Below are 17,422 nucleotides of genomic sequence, written 5' to 3' on the forward strand. Positions count from 1 at the left end.
TTAAATTTGAAAGTTTAGAATTTCATACTGATACCCAATGAAACCGACCTGGAGACAGGGTAGTATCCGTTATCATATCCTTGTGTAAGTACATTATCTGTCGTTGCATCTATATTTTGTCCTTTATAAGGAGTGATGGTAAACAGGTTATTTCCCATTAAGTATAACTGTATTGCACGAATATTCAGTGTGGACAAAATTTCCTGTGGTACATTGTAAGCCAACCTTACAGATCTTAACCTCAGGTAATCTGCTTTTTTAAAGAACATACTGGATGTCCTGGCTTCTTTTCTGTTATTAGAAAAATTCATATTTGGCATTGCAAAGAAGCCATTAGGATTGGTTACAGGGTTGTATCGGTTATCGAAGTAATATTGGCTTGGAACACCAAAGCCTTCGCCAGCCTCTCCAATGCTTACCATATCTCCGTTATATACACGTTTACCTAATTCACTATATAAAGTGAAATTAAGCTCAAAATTTTTATATCTGAAGTTATTTGTAAAGCCTAAAATATATTTAGGAATTCCTGATCCAAAACTTTTTTTATCTCTTTCATCAATGATTCCGTCGCCATTTAGGTCTTCCATAATGTAATCGCCTACAAGGGTTCCGGTAATATGAGGCGTATTGTTTATCTGTTCCTGATTTTTGTAAACACCAAGAATATTATAACCATACATTTCACCGATTGATCCTCCTACTTTTGTAATTGAGAAATTGTTGGCTCCGGCTATGATCTGGCTTTGTCCGTTAGCCAGTGCCAGCACTTTGTTTTTGTTTGTGGAAAAGTTGAAAGAACTGTTGTATTCAAAATCCTTACCCAGCTGAATTGGTTTTAACGACAACTGTAGTTCCAGTCCGTTATTCCTTACCTCACCTATATTCTGAAGGGAAGTGCTGTAACCTGATTGTTCAGGAACCGGGACGTCTAACAGTAGACCTGTTCTGTTCAGAATATAGTAATCTCCTGATACATTCAGATATTTATTGAACAGCGAGAAATCGATTCCGAAGTTAGTAGATTTTGCCTTTTCCCAGGATATATCAGGATTTGGAGCTGTGAAAGCTCTGTATCCCGGAGCTAGAATTCCGCCGAATACATAATTTTCCTGCCTCATTAGAGATTTAGCACCAAAGTTTGGAATTTGATTATTACCATTATTTCCAACACTGAATCTTAGTTTTACAGGATCTATGAATTTATTCTTAGGAAAAAAGCTTTCGTTGCTCAGGTTCCATGCAAAGGAAAATGCATAGAAATCTCCCCATTTGGAGTTATCCCCAAAACGGGACGAACCATCACGTCTGTATGAACCCATGATGGAGTAACGGTTTCCGTAGCTATAATTCAGTCGGGCAAAATAAGAAAGTAATGTCCATTTGTATTCGTTAACAGTCACATTGAAGGAAGATCCACCTGCAATATTGGTGATACTATTATCCGGAAAACCTCCTGCCACAGTCTTTACCTGATTGAAATTCTCTTTCTGGAAAGACTGCCCGGCCATAGCACTAAAGCTATGTTCATTAATTTTTTTATTATAGGTTAGTAAGTTTTCGATGAGGTAATTCTTACGGATATAATCTGTGCGGTTAGCCGTTGTAACATCCGGAGCCGGAGTTCGGTATGATCCTACGGTAGAAGGATCAAAGAAATTGTATTCGTAACTGGAATAGTCACCACCAACCGATATTTTGTATTTAAAATCTTTTAGAATCTTTAGTTCTGCAAATAGATCTCCGAAGATTCGCAAATTTGTATACCTTCTTTTGGTCATCTCGGCTATGGCGACTGGATTTTCTACCAAAGCCGCATCAGTTGGAGTGTTTGCTTTTATTTGTTGAGAGATCAGTAAATTTCCGTTAGCATCTCTTGGCGCAAAGAAAGGGTACATTGTACTAGCCATTTGCACAACATTATAAGTTCTGCCTCCATCTACCATATCGAATATATTACCGGATGAATAGGATGGTGTAACCGAAACACCCATCTTCAGATTACTGCTAAGATCTGTAGAAAGATTGATGTTACTGGAATATTTTTCATAATCGGTACCGATAACAATACCTTTCTGGTTAAAATAACTTCCGGTAAATGAGTATCTGGATTTATCACTCCCGCCATTAACATTGAAAGTTGTATTGCTTACCGGAGCATCTCTGAAAATAGTGTTGTACCAGTTATTGTTAGTAAGCCCTGGTACACCGTTGAGGTAAGGTGAGAGATAATCCGGGATGAGTTCTCTAAGGCTGGCTCCTTTTGCCTTACGGGTAGCAGTATCATCATTAATGCTTCTGTTAGATCCTTTAGACAGATAATTGTTGTCCCGGGATTCCTTCATGAAGACTGCCATCTGGTAAGCATCTACTACTTTGTTATTGCTGGCTATAGACTGAATACCATAATAGGAATCTATAGATACTTCTGTTCTTCCTTTTTTTCCTTGCTTGGTCTGAATCAAGACAACTCCGTTAGCTCCTCTGGATCCATAAATAGCTGAGGAAGCAGCATCTTTCAGAATGTCAATAGACTCTATAGAAGCAGGATCTATAGAATTGATATCTGAACCTTCCGACAATGGGAAGCCATCTACTACAATAAGCGGATTAACACCAGCTGTTAATGTACCAATACCTCTGATTCTGATGGTAGGTGAAGAGCCTGGTGTAGCATTGCTTTGCGTTACCTGAACACCTGTAGCCTTTCCGGCAATCATTTCACCAAAATTACTTGAGGCTATTCCGGTAAGATCTTTTGTTCCAAGAGAGGCAATAGATCCTGATACATCCTTTTTCTTCTGTGTACCATAACCAATAAGCACCACTTCATCGATTTTCTTTTCTTTAGTCGACAGCGTGTCTGCTTTAGGTGTGGATAAGATTTCTTTTTTGGAAATACTTTTTGTTGCTGTTTTACGGAGCACTACTGTATTATTCCTTATCTCATATTCTACAGGATAATGAGCTTTAAGGTAGTTTAGTGCCTGTTCCAGAGAAGAGTAGTTAATTGCATTCTCATCTGCATAGACGCCTCTGAAATCTGAACTTGAGTAAAGGAAAGAGGTATTAGTGGATTTACTAAGCTTATCAAATACCTTGGCAATAGGAATTTGGTTTCCGCTTTTTAGACTGGTGCCGGTTCGGGTGGTCTGCCCGTAATGAACTACGGGAAGTCCGACCGCGACCAATAACGCAATAGATATTGCTGTTTTTTTCATACATTTGACGGTTAATTTATTAGACTTTAGCGAGTTTGTATAATTAATTATGTGCACCGATAACCCCCATTATCGGTGCTTTTTTTATTTTAGTTGTATTACATTGTTATTGCTTTTTTCTGGTTTCAGGTTAAACGGATAGCCTATCACAGATAATACTTCGTTCAGGTTTCCTGAGAATGATCCTCTTATCTGCTTGTTTTTGTACTGATCCGGATAGTCAATTTTTACGTGGTATGCTTCTTCCAACTGGTTGATGACTTTTTCAAATGATTCATCCTGAAAAGAAAAATTCTTCTTTGCATCTACAGCGTAATAATGAAAGTCCTGATTTTTTGAGTTTTTACTCCAGGTTTCATTAGGCAGCAAATAGGTGATCTTTCCTTTGTAATCAATTTTTACCTTTCCTTCAAATAATTCTACTTTTTGCTCTTCACTGGTTTGATCCAGGAAAAACTTTGTACCCAGAATCTGCACATGGAAATCGTGTGCATTAATATGGAAAGGTTTTGTTTTGTCTTTGGCAATGTCGAATATAGCCTTCCCGGTGAATGTTATATTTCGGTCAGTTTCTCCAAAATCAGCAGCCAGTTCAATTTTACTATGAGGTTGTAATGTAATCATACTACCATCCGGTAAGGTTACTTTTCTGCTGTTATTGGTACTGAAGAATATATTAGTTTCATGTTGATCTGAAGGTGAGAATTTGAAAAAATAAAGACCAACTCCCAGCATAACTACGGCAGCGGCAGCCCAATATATTTTTCTAATATCTACAGAAGGCTTTATTTTACGTTCAATGCCCTTCAGGATGCGTTCATCACTTCGGGCATCTAATTGTTGTTTTTCAGCAGAAACTTCTTCCCAGTTTCTTTTGAAATCTTCATCTTCGATTTTGTTCATATCTAGTATTACGCAGGAAGTATAAAATCGTCAACCCCGGAAAGTAATTTTTTTGAAAGAAAAATGAAAAGACATATAAATGTGATAGTACTAGCTGCTTAATAGATAAAGCCTTAGCAAGGCTAAAAAGAATTGTGAAGCAATTTTTTGTGGTTTACAAAAAAGAGCGTAAAAATATCAGGATACTTTTCTAAGGTTTAACCACAAAAGGCACAAAAGCGATGCTAAAATATCACCGCTTTTAGTACACAAAGATTTCACCTAAAGATAAAATTATTTCAACCATTTAGACATTTAGAAAATTAAGTTTTCAACGGTTTTTACTAAGCATTTGCGGCTTTGCGTTCCCTTAAAAACGGTTTGGAAAAATAGTTGTAAATAAACGATTTTGCGATTTTAAAGTTTATACAATAAATTCTTTATTAGAAAAGCGATGTCGAATTCACGTTATTAAAAGAAAGAGCTAAGATTGGTTCTGAGGAATAAAAGTACTTTATTCACATGTTTAGCCACCGCATTTTTAGAGATGCTATTTTCCTTAGCAATTTGTGAATAACTTAGTCCGTCTATTTTATGTTTCAGGAAGAAGCTTTTACTTTTTTCAGGAATCAGGAATAGCAGATCCTCAATTTGTTTTATATGACTAACCGGAACCTCTTCGTTGCTATCGTCTTTTAATATAGGTGTACATTTATCTTCTTCCAGAGCTGAAAAAGAAAGTTTGTTTTTTCTGTAGAAGTTGGCAATTTCCTGTTTTGCTGTTTTAAAAACTGCGGAACTCAGATTGTTATCATTTAAAGAATGACGATGTTTCCACAGGTGGGCAAAAATATCCTGAACTACATCTTCAATATCGTCTCTCCCGTGAATATATTTTTTCACGAAAAAAAAGACCTGATGCTTGTATTCGGTGTATATTTTTCTAAATGCTGAATCCACCTTTAATTTCTTTTTACCTCTAAATAAACTATTCGGACAAAAGTATTGAAAACAAAATACCTATGTTAAATATAGTGTATTAATTATTATTAATAATCCTATATGGTTTTTCTGTGTAAATTCATTATCAGATATTTACATGTATAGGATTTACAGGGAAAGCAAAATGTATTGGAGAGGAAGGTGTACATATATGTGTAAGAATACAGGTGTTTTGAATAATTTCTAAACAGAGCTAAATTAACTTCTGCACATGTTTTGAGAAGTGTCTGTACAAGGGTTTTCTAAATTGAGCAAGACGAGCTTGTAACAGTGCGAAAATGCCTATTTTTGTGTAGCAAAAAGAGTAATCACTAAGTGCACATTGTTGCCTTAGAAATAAAATAAACGATGAAGACAAACGCAGAAATCTTAGAAGAAATTATAAAATCCAGAAAGAGTATTTTCCCAAAAGATTATACAACAGAAACAATTCCACAGGATGTTCTGGATAAAATACTGGAATCCGCTAATTATGCACCCAGTCACAAAAAAACTAATCCATGGAGATTCAGGATTTTTCAGGGTGTGGAAAAAACAGAATTAGGGGAGACTTTGGCGGAGTTATACAAAGCAACCACTTCTCCGGAAACTTTTCTGGAAAAAAAATATCTGGATATCTCAGATAAAGTAAGCAAAGCCAATACAGTTTTGAGTATTGTTGCTGATTTTAGTGGTAAAGTTCCGGAATGGGAAGAAGTTGCAGCTACGGCTATGGCAGTTCAGAACATGTATCTTATGGCTACAGCCAATAATGTAGGTTGTTACTGGAGCTCTCCGGGGATGATCCATCATATTGGTGATTATCTTCAGCTGAAAGAAAATGAAAAATGTTTAGGCTTTTTCTATATGGGGATGAAATAATAATGGGAAACTATAAAAGAAAATAGAAGGGAAAGAGTGATCTTTCCCTTTTTTAATCTTGCCATGGTTATTAGTAAAATAATTAAGGATTGGTTCCGTATGGTTTAAATCCAAGATCCTTTTCCCATGTATTTCCATATTTTTTGTTGAGGTATTTTATAAGAACTGTGTTATTCTCCCGTGCTTTTTTCGAAATATCAGAAGAAACAAGGCATCCCATATTGCGGACGCCAATTCCATGTTTTTTTTGAAAGTTTCTTCCGTCAATTCCTGCAATACCAAACTGGATAAAAGCAGCGGTTTTATTTTTAATCAGATCAGTATAATTGGATTCTGTAGCATATGGAGGTGTGGTATTTTTTTTCTGTCCGAAGATATTTCCGGAATATAAAAATACCAGACAGAACAATATAAACATTCTTTGCATGGTGTATCTTTTATCCATATATGACGAACTAATATGGTAAAAGGTTGGAATTGGTCTCTAAATTGGAGCTGGACTCATTATAAATCATCACTTTGATTTTTTTCTTTCCAAAAATTGGAATATTTTTGCACCGTAACCTGAGAGGTGATGAGAAAGTATTTTGCAATCATATTACTGGTTTTCTATCTTTTTTCTTCCACAGAATTGAGTCAGGTTATAAAACTGCCTATTTTTATCGAGCACTTTAAAGAGCATTCCGAGGCAAATCCTAAGCTTACTTTATTTGGTTTTATCAAGCTTCACTATTTCAATGGTGATCCCGATGCTCCGGATTATGAAACCAATATGAAGCTGCCTTTCAAAAAACATGACTTTTATCTGGTAACTTCGGTTATTATTCAGGATATACCAAAAGCCTTTAATCTGGATATTAAAGCGCCAAGCTTTGAAGAAGGCAAAACAAGAAACTTTTTTTATACTATAGGTGAAATCCCTTCACCGCTATTTTCTATTTTTCAGCCGCCTAAGGTAGCCTAATTTTTAATGTACATAGCATTCCCGCATACGGGGAATGAATTTTCAACGTTTAAAAATTAGATTTTTATGCTAAATAAAATCATTGAGTTTTCTATAAAAAACAAACTCATTATTGGTCTTATGACCTTGGCATTAGTCATATACGGAGTTATAGAACTTCGTAAGCTTCCTATAGATGCTGTGCCGGATATTACAGACAACCAGGTACAGATTATTACAACGTCCCCGTCATTGGGGGCACCGGATGTGGAAAGGTTTATTACTTTTCCAATCGAACAGGTTTGCCGAAACATTGTAGGTGTAAAACAAATTCGTAGTTTTTCCCGTTTCGGACTTTCCGTAATTACTATTGTTTTCAACGAAGAAACCAATGTATACCTTGCACGTCAGCAGGTTGCAGAGCGGCTTCAACAGGTTTCGCAGGATATACCAAAAGAAATTGGAGTGCCGGCAATGGCACCTATAACCACAGGTTTAGGAGAAATTTATCAGTATGTTGTACGTCCTAAAAAAGGATATGAACACCGTTATTCGGCAATGGAACTTCGTACAATCCAGGACTGGATCGTAAGAAGACAACTCCTGGGTGTAGATGGCGTAGCAGATGTTGCCAGCTTTGGTGGCGATCTGAAGCAATATGAAATTGCAATAAAACCGGCACAACTAAAGGCTGTCGGTGTAACTATGCAACAGCTTTTTACTGCAGTAGAGAACAATAACCAGAATGCTGGCGGTGCCTATATAGAGAAAGGTCCAAATGCTTTGTTTATAAGAACGGAGGGACTGGCAAAGAATATTTCCGATATAGAGAATATTGTTGTCAGAAACCTGCCCGATGGAACGCCGATATTGGTGAAAAATATTGCCGAAGTAAAACTGGGTAAAGCCATAAAATATGGTGCTATGACTTATAACGGCGAAGGAGAAGTAGCCGGAGCTGTTGTGATGATGATGAAGGGTGGGAATTCTAACCAGGTTATCGATAAGATAAAAACCAGAGTAGAAGAAATCCAGAAAACACTGCCAGAAGGCGTGAAAGTAGAAGCCTTTCTGGACAGAACCAAAATGGTAGATAATGCTATTGGAACAGTTTCTAAAAACCTGATTGAAGGTGCACTGATTGTCGTTTTTGTACTGGTGTTGTTTTTAGGAAATTTCCGTGCAGGATTTATCGTTGCTTCTGTTATCCCGTTGGCAATGCTTTTTGCTATTATCATGATGAATATTTTCGGGGTGAGCGGAAACCTGATGAGTCTCGGGGCTCTGGACTTTGGGCTTATTGTAGACGGAGCCGTTATTATTGTGGAAGCTGTATTGCATAGGCTGCATTCCATTAAAGGAAAAGAAGGCGATAAGATTTCCGGTGAGCAAATGAATAAAGAAGTGAAAACTTCTGCAGGAAAAATGATGAACTCTGCGGTATTTGGGCAGGTTATTATCCTTATCGTATATCTGCCAATATTATCGCTTCAGGGAATTGAAGGTAAAATGTTCAAGCCTATGGCGCAAACAGTAGCTTTTGCCTTGGTAGGTGCTTTTATTTTGTCGCTTACTTATATCCCGATGATGAGCTCTGTATTTCTTTCTAAAAAAATACAAACAAAACCAACATTCTCTGACAGAATGATAGAAAAACTGGTAAGCTTCTATGACAGAAGTCTTGCTAAAGTCCTAAAGTCCTCAAAAATAGTAATGGCAGTTGTATTGGTGCTTTTTGCCCTGGCTGTATTTATATTATCGAGATTAGGCGGAGAATTTATTCCCAGCCTTCCGGAGGGAGACTTTGCCGTAGAAACAAGAATCCTTCCCGGAAGCAGCCTGAAAACTTCTACAGAGGTTGTTTTAAAGAGTCAGCAGGTACTGATGAATAAGTTTCCGGAGATTAAAAAGATTGTAGGGAAAACCGGAAGTAGCGAGATTCCGACGGACCCAATGCCACTGGATGCCAGCGACATGATGGTAATCCTGAAAGACAGAAAAGAATGGACATCTGCAGATAACTATAATGATCTGGCCGAGAAAATGCAGAAAGAACTGCAAAAAAACATGGTTGGTGTCACTTACTCTTTCCAGTATCCTGTTGCGATGAGGTTTAATGAACTAATGACCGGAGCCCGCCAGGATGTGGTATGTAAGATATTCGGGGAAAATCTGGATACACTAAAGGTTTATTCCGAGAAGCTTGCAGCAGTCGTAAATAAAGTAAATGGCGCCCAGAATATCTATGTAGAACCTGTTTCGGGACTTTCACAGATTGTGGTGAATTATAACAGAAGTGCCCTAGCCCAATATGGACTGAATGTATCGGATGTGAACAATCTGGTGAATGCTGCTTTTGCCGGAAAGGTAACCGGGGCGGTATTCGAAGGTGAGAAGAAATTCGATATGGTAGTACGTATGGATAGTGAAGAGCGCAGAAAGCTGGAAGACGTACAAAACCTGTTGATTACAACTTCATCCGGAACAGATATTCCGCTAAAGAGTGTGGCAGATGTGAATATTAAAGAAAGTGTAAACCAGATTCAGCGGGAAAACGCAGCACGACGTATTATCGTTGGTTTCAACGTCCGTAACCGCGATATTCAGTCTACTGTAAATGATCTGCAAAGCAGGGTAAATAAAGATTTAAAACTTCCGGCAGGTTATTCAGTTACCTACGGCGGTAATTTCGAAAATCTTCAGGAAGCAAAGGCCAGATTGGGAATTGCAGTACCTGTATCACTATTATTGATACTACTTATGCTGTATTTTGCTTTCCGTTCTGTAAAGTATGGGCTGATTATTTTTACAGCAATCCCGCTTTCGGCAGTAGGTGGCGTATTTGCTTTATGGCTGCGCGGTATGGATTTCAGTATATCTGCAGGTATAGGCTTTATTGCCCTTTTTGGAGTGGCCGTACTCAATGGAATTGTACTGATTGCGGAATTCAACCGCCAGAAAACCCAGCATGAAAGCCTTAAAGATGTTGTTCTTATAGGTGGTAAAAACAGATTGCGTCCGGTATTGATGACAGCAACTGTTGCTTCATTAGGTTTCCTGCCAATGGCACTAAGTAACGGTGAAGGAGCTGAGGTGCAGCGGCCATTGGCTACAGTAGTAATCGGAGGGCTAATACTGGCAACATTCCTTACGCTGTATGTATTGCCGATACTCTATATATTCTTCGAAAAAAGATCATTCAATAAAATAAAAACAGTTTCGGAAACGGAACATAAGATATAATTAACATGCAAAAGTTAAGCATTATTATAGCGCTCTTTCTTACTTTTCTGGGTGTTAAAGCACAACAATCAGTTACCCTGGAAGAAGCCTATCAGAAAATACTGGATAATAATCTGAACCTGAAAGGGGGAGCATTGAAAATAGATGCACAAAAGATACTGAAACAATCGGCCTTTAATCTGGATCCGCTGAATGTAAGTGCAGAGTTTGGTCAGTTTAATACAGATAAAACAGATCATAAATTTTCAGTGTCGCAAAATTTCCGTTTTCCGGGATTCTACCAGAAGCAGAAACAAGTTTTCACTGAAGAATGGAAGCAGAGCATGCTGAATCTTTCTCTTCAGAAATGGCAGTTAAAGCGGGAGCTTACCCTTATCTTTAACGAACTGAATTATCTGGATGCAAAGTATGCATTGATCAAGAAAGCGGATAGCCTTTATGATGTGTATTATGATAAAGCCGCATTGAGGCTAAGAAAAGGAGAGAGTAACATTCTAGAGAAATCTACCGCAGAGAATTATAAATCTCAGTCTCATTTCCAATTGCTGGCAATAGAGAAAGATAAAGCTATAACATTGGAGAAGCTAAACTTTCTGATCAACGATGGCGATAGTTATACGAATGAAAAACAGCCCTTCTCTTTGCAAAATGCTTTGTTTTCTCAGCTGCAAAATCCGGAAGAAAATCCTTATGTAGAAACCCTAAAGCAGGAGCAGGAAATACAGAAGGCCCGAACATTGGAAGCTAAAGCCAGATTGTCTCCAAGTATAAATCTGGGATACAATAATACATCCATGATCGGAAATCAGGAAAATGGCAGTTACAACGATAGCAGCAAAAGATTTCATTCAGCGGTAATAGGTGTAGGGATTCCGTTATTCAACAAAGCACAAAAACTGGCAATAGAAGCTCAACGGGTGAATGAAAAAATAGCTGAGAACAATTATCAGCTGGCTTTGAATAGTCTGAATATGCAGTATAAGCAGTATACAATCCAGTATCAGAATGCACTGAAAGAGACAGATTACTTTCAAAACGACGGACTTAAAAATGCGGAGACTATTCTGAAAACGGCAAATCTGCAATTCTATAACGGAGAGATTAATTATTTGGATTATGTATTATTGGTAAATCAGGCACTGGATATCCGAAACAGAAGTATCGACAGTGTAAAAAAACTTAACGATGCCGTTACCGAAATGAATGCTCTTCAACAAACAAAAATTGACTAATCATGAACAAGTTATTTTTAATTATACTTACTGCATTTGCTATTTCTTCATGTTCTAAGGAAGCTCCCGTAGAGAAAAAGGCAGCGCATACCACAGAAAATCAGGTTACATTAAACGATAAACAATATAAAAATGCAGGAATAGAAACCGGAGCATTGGAGGGAAAAGAAACGGCTTCCGGTATCGCCGTTACAGGTTCTATAGATATTCCACCTCAGTCCGTTGCCAGTGTTAGTGCACCGTTTGGGGGCTATATTAAATATACTAAATGGATGCCTGGTGAGCATATTGGTAAAGGCCAGGTACTGGCTACAATCGAAAATCCTGAGCTGGTACAGATACAGCAGGATTACCTGTTGGCAAAATCCAATCTGGAATATTCGCAGAAAGATTACCTGCGTCAGCGTGATCTGAATCAGAGTCAGGCCAGTAGTGATAAGGTAATGCAGCAGGCACTTAATCAGCGCAACAATCATATGATTAATATGCGGGCGTTGGGAGAAAAGCTAAGGATTGCAGGCATTATTCCGGAAGCATTGACAGCAAATAATATAAAAAGGGTAACCTCTGTAGTTTCGCCTATCGATGGTTATATTTCTTCGGTGAATGCTAACATCGGACAATATGTGTCACCTGTAGATAAACTATTCGAAATCGTTAATACAAGTGATATCCACTTAGTGCTAAAGGTTTTTGAAAAAGATCTGGATAAGATATCTATGGATCAGCAGGTGATTGCATACACCAATCAGAATCCTGAAAAGAAATTTACGGCGCGTATTGTACTGATCAGTAAAGATTTTGCTGCTGACAGAAGTGTACTGATTCATTGTCATTTCCAGAATTATGAACCACATTTGCTGCCTGGTACTTTTATGAATGCAGAAATCGAAACGAATAGCCGTGCTTCTCTGGCGATTCCGGATGGTGGAGTAGTGGCATTCGATGGTAAGCAGTATATCTTTGAAGAAGTAAAGCCTAAAACATATAAAATGGTTCCTGTAAAAATAGGTAATTCCGAACATGGCTTTACGGAGATTACAGGATTGACCTCTGAGCAGGCTTCTAAGAAGTGGGTGACAAAGGGTGCTTATAATCTTCTGATGGCACTGAAGAATGTAGAAGACGAAGAGTAATACATAAAAACTTATAATAAAAATGGGCGGAAATATTTCCGCCCATTTTTGTGTGGTTGAGTAAATAGGAGTTATTTCACTTTTACGTAAATCTCTTTTATTTTTTGTTTTATACCCAGTTCCGGAATGTCTTCCTCGCCTGTCTGGATTAGTGTGTCGGCACGTTTTTCCAATGTGAAATGAAATTGTCTTCCTTCCCATTCTCTGTAGCTGCAGTATTCCAGATTTTCGGTGTATTCTTTTCCTTTTAGCTGGTAAGTTCCGGCACCGCTGGAGAATGATTTCAGACTGTCTTTTCCTTTTGATTTGTCGTGGTTCAGGAATGCAAAATGACTGTTGTTAAACATCTTGATCATCTCTGTTTTTGCAGGATCTATAGTCGTGCGAATAGTATCCGTACCTTTTACTGTTTCAGAGCCCACAAGCCGGTAAGTACCGTCTAATACATTGCCTTTGGTTGTTGATTCTTTTTGCTGACAAGAAAATACACATAAAAGCAATCCGGCAGAAATCATGGTAAAGTAGTTTTTCATAAAATAATATTTTGTATCGAATAAATATATTAATGTTTGTAATAATGTTAATATATTCAAATATAATTAAAAAATGATTGGAATATGTGTTATATGAAAAGTCCGTTGTGAATTTTCACAACGGACTTTTCTGTACGTTAAAATAATATGTTTTGATTAACTCGCTTTACATTTAAATGTTATGAATCTACTTCTAAATACAAAACTCTTTCAGAATCTCATCCGAAGTTACATATTCATTACTATTTGCAAATAGTGATGCGAGCTAAGATTAATTCTGGCTGATCAGATCTTTACGGTACGTGTAAATATCCTCAATAGTTACCACGGTCATTTCTCTTTGGATCGCAAAATCTACAATCTCCGGAAGTCTTGCCATAGAGCCGTCTTCGTTGGTCAATTCACAAAGTACAGCATCTTCACCAAGGTTGGCTAGTTTTACAAGATCTACACTTCCTTCAGTATGTCCACGTCTTTCGAATACACCATCTTTTCTGGCAATAAGCGGGAATACGTGTCCCGGGCTTGCAATATGTTCCGCCTGTGCATTTTCTGCTACAGCTGTTCTAATGGTAGTTACACGATCTTTCGCAGATACACCTGATTCAACGCCTTCTTTGGCTTCAATCGTAATGGTAAATGCTGTTTGGTTTTTGCTGTTGTTGGTTTCTACCATCGGACGAAGGTTCAGGTGTTTACTTTTCTCTTCGGAAATACACAAACAAACGATTCCGCTGCATTCGCGGATCAGGAGTGCCATGTCTTTTTCTGTGATAGTAGAGGCAGGGAAGATGATGTCACCTTCGTTTTCACGGTTTTCATCATCTACTAATAGAATACCTTTGCCTTGTTGTAGTTTTAGAAGTGCATTTTCTACACGTTCTCTGGAGCTTACTCCGAATTTTTCTAATAATTTTTCCATGTATTTTACTTTTAAAAGTTAAAATAGGTCTTCGGTACATGGAAATGAAATACAATACAATAAGTCTATTAAGAATAGCCTTATCGATTGTTCCATTTTCTTCTCTCATCCAGACTTTAACTGTCGGTTTTGGAATTTCACCAAATCAGTCCTTTAAAATAAAAGGAGTCGCGGACTGTAACCGCCGGTAGGGAATTGCACCCTGCCCCGAAGAAAACTTATACTTAAGTTTTACTGTATGTTTTAATTAAATTTTTTATTTCACTGATTACTATTTAACGTACAGGCCGCTAATTTCCGAAAGATTTTCCAATCCGGAAATAGTATTCTGATTTTATTTATCAATTATGATACATGTTTAAAATCGCATGACCGGAAACATGGTATGTTCAGTATTTTATGGAGTTTGATCCAGATATTTTTTCACAACTGCATGAGCCAGACATTGTGAAGAATCTATAATTTTTACTGACGTATTTATTCTATCCGTTACGGCATTCAGATCCGTACAAGCAATAATAATATAATCTGTATCCTGCTCTGCTTCTTTCAGAATCTTGTTCCAGAGTTCATGGTTGAGAGGATTATCCTTCTGCGCTTTTATATTTTTGATAAGTTCGTTTAGCTGATTCTGCCATTGCTCTCTAAAAACAAATTGATGTCCTTTCTCGGCTATTCCTTTCTGATAAATCTGAGAGTTAAAAGTTGTGGTTGTAGCAAATAACGAAATTCTTAATTTATCGGCAGGTAGCTGATTAAGTGTTTCTTCAACAATGTTTAGTAACGGAATATTGATAGACTTTACTAAATCCTCTATGTATATATGTGCGGAATTACAAGGCATAGCAATAAACTGTACATCCGTGCTTTCCAGTTTTTTCAAACCTTCTGCAATCGTTTTCTTCATTAGCTCATGATCAATCGGGCGATCAATATAAAATGGAGTAGGGAGTGAATATATCATCATTTTAGGAAACTCTTCATCCAGGCTGGCATTATATTGACTCTGGCATTCGTCTATGACCTGGTCAATAAATGGCGCTGTAGATCTGGGACCCATTCCGGCCAGAATTCCTATTATCTTATCGTTCATTGTTGTAATTTTTTAGAGCGGAAAATCCTGCTAAATTTTTTAAGATCTGAATATAATGGCTAATATAATCAATAAAAGATCTATTCCACAGGCAATCCATACCAGAAGCATGGAAGGTTCCAATGATTCCTGTACAAACTGTTTTAGTTTGGAGGAAATAACCTCGGCATAATTAAGATTGGGATCCGAGAAATTAACATCGTCCATTTTTACTTTTTTCAGGCAGTATCCTGTTATTTTTCTGAAAAACCAGGATGTAGTGCTGTCTTGTTTGTTTTCCTGTATCAGTTTTACACGGAAGATTTTCCAATTCGGAATTTGTTTTACAAAGTTCGGCTGTTTGGCAATGATTTTATTAATCAGCAATTGTACTTTAGGTTCTATATAATCTGTAAGCTTATAATTATAAGCATTATACATTGCACTGCTCATCGCCTGTTTATTGGCCAGAACAATAAATAGAGGAATCTTTAAAAAGCCAATTAGGATAAGGAGTGTCGGGAAGAAGTTAGTGACAAAGTAATTAATGATGATCATGAAAAATACCAGTATAGCTGCGGGACCGTTAACATGGCCGGCGGCCATACCGCTTTGCGGACTACTGATAATTAAATAAAATCCGATAATAAGATCAGCCAGCACAAATATGCTTCCGATTAGAATAACTTTTATCCAGGCCCACAAGGATTTTCTGGTAATAGTTGAGATAATTTTTAAATTTTCGTTCATAATGGTGCTTGAAAAATGGTGTTAGTCTGTTTATATTTTACGAAACTAATGAAAAAGAATTATATCATGAAATTGTGAAAAAATAAAAGCAGAGTTAACTAAACTCTGCTTATTTTGAACTTTATGTCTGTTTGTTTTATTTTACTCTTTCCATCAGCATTTTTCTTGGTCTCATATCCATTTCCTGTTTCAGAAGCTGACGCGTTTTAGTATCAATATAAAAGGTAGTAATGGCATTATGATCGGTAATGCCATCTGTTGTCTTTACAATCCATACAGGTGTATTTTTATACATCCCTTTTTCTGTACTCTGAATAATGTACAACAACTTCTCCTTCTTGTAATTTTCTATACATATTAGAAATATGATTATAGCCACTATTAATTTTCCATACTTTATTAAAAATAAAAGACAAATGATTTCCAATATAAGGCCTTGTTTTATTATACTTTATTGGGTGAATATATTCCAAGCTAATGGTTAACAGATCATTGTCTTTTATAATATAATTTGAAAAGAAAGAATCTGAATTTATAATTTGTTGGAATATCTCTGCAGATAATCCATTATTTAATTCCGTTGAGGAAGCCTTATATACCCAGTCAAACCCATCGTCCTCTTTTAATCCAACATACTCTAATAAGCACCAATAAATTTTTGTTTCTTCATATTGGCTTTTATTAAGTTTTATTCTGTTTTTTCTTGACAGTTTGTTGTGAATAATAGCTTTATCCTCAGGCTCAGGTATGGTGTTGTTTAAAATAAATTCAATACTTGATATGGCTAAATTCATACAATTGGGTTTTGTACAAATATATTAATTTACCTTTTCCATCAGCATTTTTCTTGGTCCCATATCCATTTCCTGTTTCAGGAGCTGGCGCGTTTTGGTATCAATATAAAAAGTAGTAATAGCTTTATGATCGGTAATGCCATCTGTTGTCTTTACAATCCATACAGGTGTATTTTTATACATCCCTTTTTCTGTACTCTGAATATTGACTTTTAATACACCACTTTTTTTAGGATTGTAGTCGTAAATGGCAATATTGATTTTATAGTTTTCTTTCAGTGGAAGCCAACGAATCAATTGTGGATAAATATTACTGTCGAAAAAGTCCTCTGGGGTTTTCTCATTAATCTCTGTTTTTTTGTTGGAAGCTTTATCCAGATAATAGCCAGTTACTTCTTTGTCAAAATTCAGTACCATATCCCGCTGCATATTAAAGGATGAATGTTTTACAGGAGCAAGGCTCGGTAATTTTGCCGAAGTTTCGTCTGTCCAGTCAGATGGAGCTCCTTTCATCTTTACTGTAGTTGTAATGTTGACTTCGTTGGATGCACGCGATATTTTGGTAATCACTTTTCCGATTTCAATTTTCGTGGTATCCTTTACGGCGTACCAGTTCATTTCTGTTTCTTCATTTTTAATCAGAGCGGAATTTACATCATTGTGCTTTGGGGACTGAGTTTTCTCCTGTGCATTTAAAACTGATGCTGAGAAAAATAGCAGAATTGCGGGAATAAAAAATCTGATTGATTTCATGTTGATACAATTTAATAGTTGTATCATAATCAGTTGATTGCCAATGAAAAATGTTACAAATTTAATCGTTAAAATTAT

16 protein-coding genes and 1 riboswitch are annotated in these 17,422 nt (G+C 36.8%); of the genes, 5 read left to right on the forward strand and 11 right to left on the reverse strand.

What is annotated here, in order from left to right; genetic code table 11:
* Nucleotides 1–14 precede the first annotated feature (14 nt).
* The 3 genes from C8J95_RS07210 to C8J95_RS07220 all read right to left on the reverse strand — a co-directional run bounded on the left by C8J95_RS07210 (nt 15) and on the right by C8J95_RS07220 (nt 5,063).
* Entirely contained in the window at nt 15–3,221 is a 3,207-nt protein-coding gene (locus tag C8J95_RS07210) for a TonB-dependent receptor (protein WP_107807759.1), read from the reverse strand.
* A gap of 84 nt (nt 3,222–3,305) precedes the next feature.
* Nucleotides 3,306–4,124, reverse strand: a complete 819-nt coding sequence (locus tag C8J95_RS07215; RefSeq protein WP_107807760.1) for a FecR family protein — start codon at nt 4,122–4,124, stop codon at nt 3,306–3,308.
* A gap of 450 nt (nt 4,125–4,574) precedes the next feature.
* On the reverse strand, nt 4,575–5,063 hold the full coding sequence (locus C8J95_RS07220) for an RNA polymerase sigma factor (RefSeq protein WP_107807761.1): 489 nt from the start codon (nt 5,061–5,063) through the stop codon (nt 4,575–4,577).
* A gap of 390 nt (nt 5,064–5,453) precedes the next feature.
* Between C8J95_RS07220 and C8J95_RS07225 the strand changes: the two genes are divergently transcribed.
* Entirely contained in the window at nt 5,454–5,966 is a 513-nt protein-coding gene (locus tag C8J95_RS07225) for a nitroreductase (RefSeq protein WP_107807762.1), read from the forward strand.
* 82 nt (nt 5,967–6,048) lie between these two features.
* Here C8J95_RS07225 and C8J95_RS07230 read toward each other — a convergent pair whose 3' ends face one another.
* Nucleotides 6,049–6,393, reverse strand: a complete 345-nt coding sequence (locus tag C8J95_RS07230; protein WP_107807976.1) for a hypothetical protein — start codon at nt 6,391–6,393, stop codon at nt 6,049–6,051.
* Nucleotides 6,394–6,540: 147 nt separating this feature from the next.
* On the opposite strand from C8J95_RS07230, the gene C8J95_RS07235 reads away from it, so the two are divergent.
* The 4 genes from C8J95_RS07235 to C8J95_RS07250 all read left to right on the forward strand — a co-directional run bounded on the left by C8J95_RS07235 (nt 6,541) and on the right by C8J95_RS07250 (nt 12,520).
* Nucleotides 6,541–6,930 (forward strand): hypothetical protein, encoded by a 390-nt coding sequence (locus tag C8J95_RS07235; RefSeq protein ID WP_107807763.1) that lies wholly within the window; start codon nt 6,541–6,543, stop codon nt 6,928–6,930.
* 66 nt (nt 6,931–6,996) lie between these two features.
* Entirely contained in the window at nt 6,997–10,152 is a 3,156-nt protein-coding gene (locus tag C8J95_RS07240) for an efflux RND transporter permease subunit (RefSeq protein ID WP_107807764.1), read from the forward strand.
* 5 nt (nt 10,153–10,157) lie between these two features.
* The gene (locus C8J95_RS19150; RefSeq protein WP_107807765.1) at nt 10,158–11,384 is read left to right on the forward strand and encodes a TolC family protein; all 1,227 of its coding nucleotides are present in this window, start codon (nt 10,158–10,160) and stop codon (nt 11,382–11,384) included.
* A 2-nt stretch (nt 11,385–11,386) separates the two neighbouring features.
* The gene (locus C8J95_RS07250; RefSeq protein WP_107807766.1) at nt 11,387–12,520 is read left to right on the forward strand and encodes an efflux RND transporter periplasmic adaptor subunit; all 1,134 of its coding nucleotides are present in this window, start codon (nt 11,387–11,389) and stop codon (nt 12,518–12,520) included.
* A gap of 71 nt (nt 12,521–12,591) precedes the next feature.
* Here the strand turns inward: C8J95_RS07250 and C8J95_RS07255 are convergent, their stop codons facing one another.
* From C8J95_RS07255 to C8J95_RS07285, 7 genes are all read right to left on the reverse strand, one after another.
* Entirely contained in the window at nt 12,592–13,053 is a 462-nt protein-coding gene (locus C8J95_RS07255) for a lipocalin-like domain-containing protein (protein ID WP_107807767.1), read from the reverse strand.
* A gap of 271 nt (nt 13,054–13,324) precedes the next feature.
* Complete coding sequence (gene ribB, locus C8J95_RS07260; protein ID WP_059326123.1) at nt 13,325–13,975, reverse strand: 3,4-dihydroxy-2-butanone-4-phosphate synthase; 651 nt, start codon at nt 13,973–13,975, stop codon at nt 13,325–13,327.
* A gap of 93 nt (nt 13,976–14,068) precedes the next feature.
* Nucleotides 14,069–14,194: riboswitch (FMN riboswitch) on the reverse strand.
* 178 nt (nt 14,195–14,372) lie between these two features.
* Nucleotides 14,373–15,068 (reverse strand): aspartate/glutamate racemase family protein, encoded by a 696-nt coding sequence (locus C8J95_RS07265; protein WP_107807768.1) that lies wholly within the window; start codon nt 15,066–15,068, stop codon nt 14,373–14,375.
* 39 nt (nt 15,069–15,107) lie between these two features.
* On the reverse strand, nt 15,108–15,797 hold the full coding sequence (locus C8J95_RS07270; RefSeq protein ID WP_107807769.1) for a hypothetical protein: 690 nt from the start codon (nt 15,795–15,797) through the stop codon (nt 15,108–15,110).
* Between the two features lie 136 nt (nt 15,798–15,933).
* A complete protein-coding gene (locus C8J95_RS07275) occupies nt 15,934–16,092 on the reverse strand; it encodes a hypothetical protein (RefSeq protein ID WP_255412743.1) in 159 nt (52 codons plus the stop codon).
* Nucleotides 16,085–16,591, reverse strand: coding sequence for a hypothetical protein (locus tag C8J95_RS07280; protein ID WP_107807770.1), 507 nt, complete (start codon nt 16,589–16,591; stop codon nt 16,085–16,087). The genes C8J95_RS07275 and C8J95_RS07280 overlap by 8 nt, the downstream gene beginning before the upstream one ends.
* Before the next feature lie 24 nt (nt 16,592–16,615).
* Complete coding sequence (locus tag C8J95_RS07285) at nt 16,616–17,344, reverse strand: hypothetical protein (RefSeq protein ID WP_107807771.1); 729 nt, start codon at nt 17,342–17,344, stop codon at nt 16,616–16,618.
* Between the last annotated feature and the right edge of the window lie 78 nt (nt 17,345–17,422).

The organism is Elizabethkingia sp. YR214, from assembly GCF_003058195.1.
Classification (GTDB): domain Bacteria; phylum Bacteroidota; class Bacteroidia; order Flavobacteriales; family Weeksellaceae; genus Elizabethkingia.

Coding starts and splice junctions, on each gene's coding strand:
- C8J95_RS07210 (WP_107807759.1), bottom strand. CDS start 3,221: ATGAAAAAAACAGCAATATCTATTGCGTTATTGGTCGCGGTCGGACTT.
- C8J95_RS07215 (WP_107807760.1), bottom strand. CDS start 4,124: ATGAACAAAATCGAAGATGAAGATTTCAAAAGAAACTGGGAAGAAGTT.
- C8J95_RS07225 (WP_107807762.1), top strand. CDS start 5,454: ATGAAGACAAACGCAGAAATCTTAGAAGAAATTATAAAATCCAGAAAG.
- C8J95_RS07230 (WP_107807976.1), bottom strand. CDS start 6,393: ATGCAAAGAATGTTTATATTGTTCTGTCTGGTATTTTTATATTCCGGA.
- C8J95_RS07235 (WP_107807763.1), top strand. CDS start 6,541: ATGAGAAAGTATTTTGCAATCATATTACTGGTTTTCTATCTTTTTTCT.
- C8J95_RS07240 (WP_107807764.1), top strand. CDS start 6,997: ATGCTAAATAAAATCATTGAGTTTTCTATAAAAAACAAACTCATTATT.
- C8J95_RS19150 (WP_107807765.1), top strand. CDS start 10,158: ATGCAAAAGTTAAGCATTATTATAGCGCTCTTTCTTACTTTTCTGGGT.
- C8J95_RS07250 (WP_107807766.1), top strand. CDS start 11,387: ATGAACAAGTTATTTTTAATTATACTTACTGCATTTGCTATTTCTTCA.
- C8J95_RS07255 (WP_107807767.1), bottom strand. CDS start 13,053: ATGAAAAACTACTTTACCATGATTTCTGCCGGATTGCTTTTATGTGTA.
- ribB (WP_059326123.1), bottom strand. CDS start 13,975: ATGGAAAAATTATTAGAAAAATTCGGAGTAAGCTCCAGAGAACGTGTA.
- C8J95_RS07265 (WP_107807768.1), bottom strand. CDS start 15,068: ATGAACGATAAGATAATAGGAATTCTGGCCGGAATGGGTCCCAGATCT.
- C8J95_RS07270 (WP_107807769.1), bottom strand. CDS start 15,797: ATGAACGAAAATTTAAAAATTATCTCAACTATTACCAGAAAATCCTTG.
- C8J95_RS07275 (WP_255412743.1), bottom strand. CDS start 16,092: ATGTATAAAAATACACCTGTATGGATTGTAAAGACAACAGATGGCATT.
- C8J95_RS07280 (WP_107807770.1), bottom strand. CDS start 16,591: ATGAATTTAGCCATATCAAGTATTGAATTTATTTTAAACAACACCATA.
- C8J95_RS07285 (WP_107807771.1), bottom strand. CDS start 17,344: ATGAAATCAATCAGATTTTTTATTCCCGCAATTCTGCTATTTTTCTCA.